The 398-nt window shown below is 40.5% G+C and carries 1 pseudogene; it reads left to right on the forward strand.

Annotated features, from left to right (window positions below):
* Nucleotides 1–398: pseudogene (locus CP370_RS09460) on the forward strand (IpaB/EvcA family protein); the annotation flags it as partial.

Here is a 398-nt window from a genome sequence, read left to right on the forward strand (position 1 = left end):
TTTCAAAAGAGATTGCGGATGATAATGGTGAAGCAGCACTACGATTATTGACGTTATTAGATTTCCAAGTATTTTTGCATGCTGTGCCAAATGACACGACGGCAATCGTTGAAAAAATGGCGGCGCTTTATCCAAAAGCTTGGTCAGCGGCTGAAAAAATAACAATTGCTATGAAGATTGATGATATTAAAGATCCATTCAGTGTCCATCGTGCGGTTGTGACAGCTTTTTCAATGTTTGATGAGCAAATGGTTGCTTGGGACTTGCCAGAAATTTATGCTAGCGAGTTTGCAACATTGACACCAGTTCTGTCGGAACGTCAATTGCGGTTACCTCTCGCGCAAGTATTTGATATTAAACACATGACGATGAAAGATCGCCATACAGATAAAGATGCT

This window comes from Lactobacillus sp. UMNPBX19, from assembly GCF_002553805.1.
In the GTDB taxonomy this organism is placed as follows: domain Bacteria; phylum Bacillota; class Bacilli; order Lactobacillales; family Lactobacillaceae; genus Lactobacillus.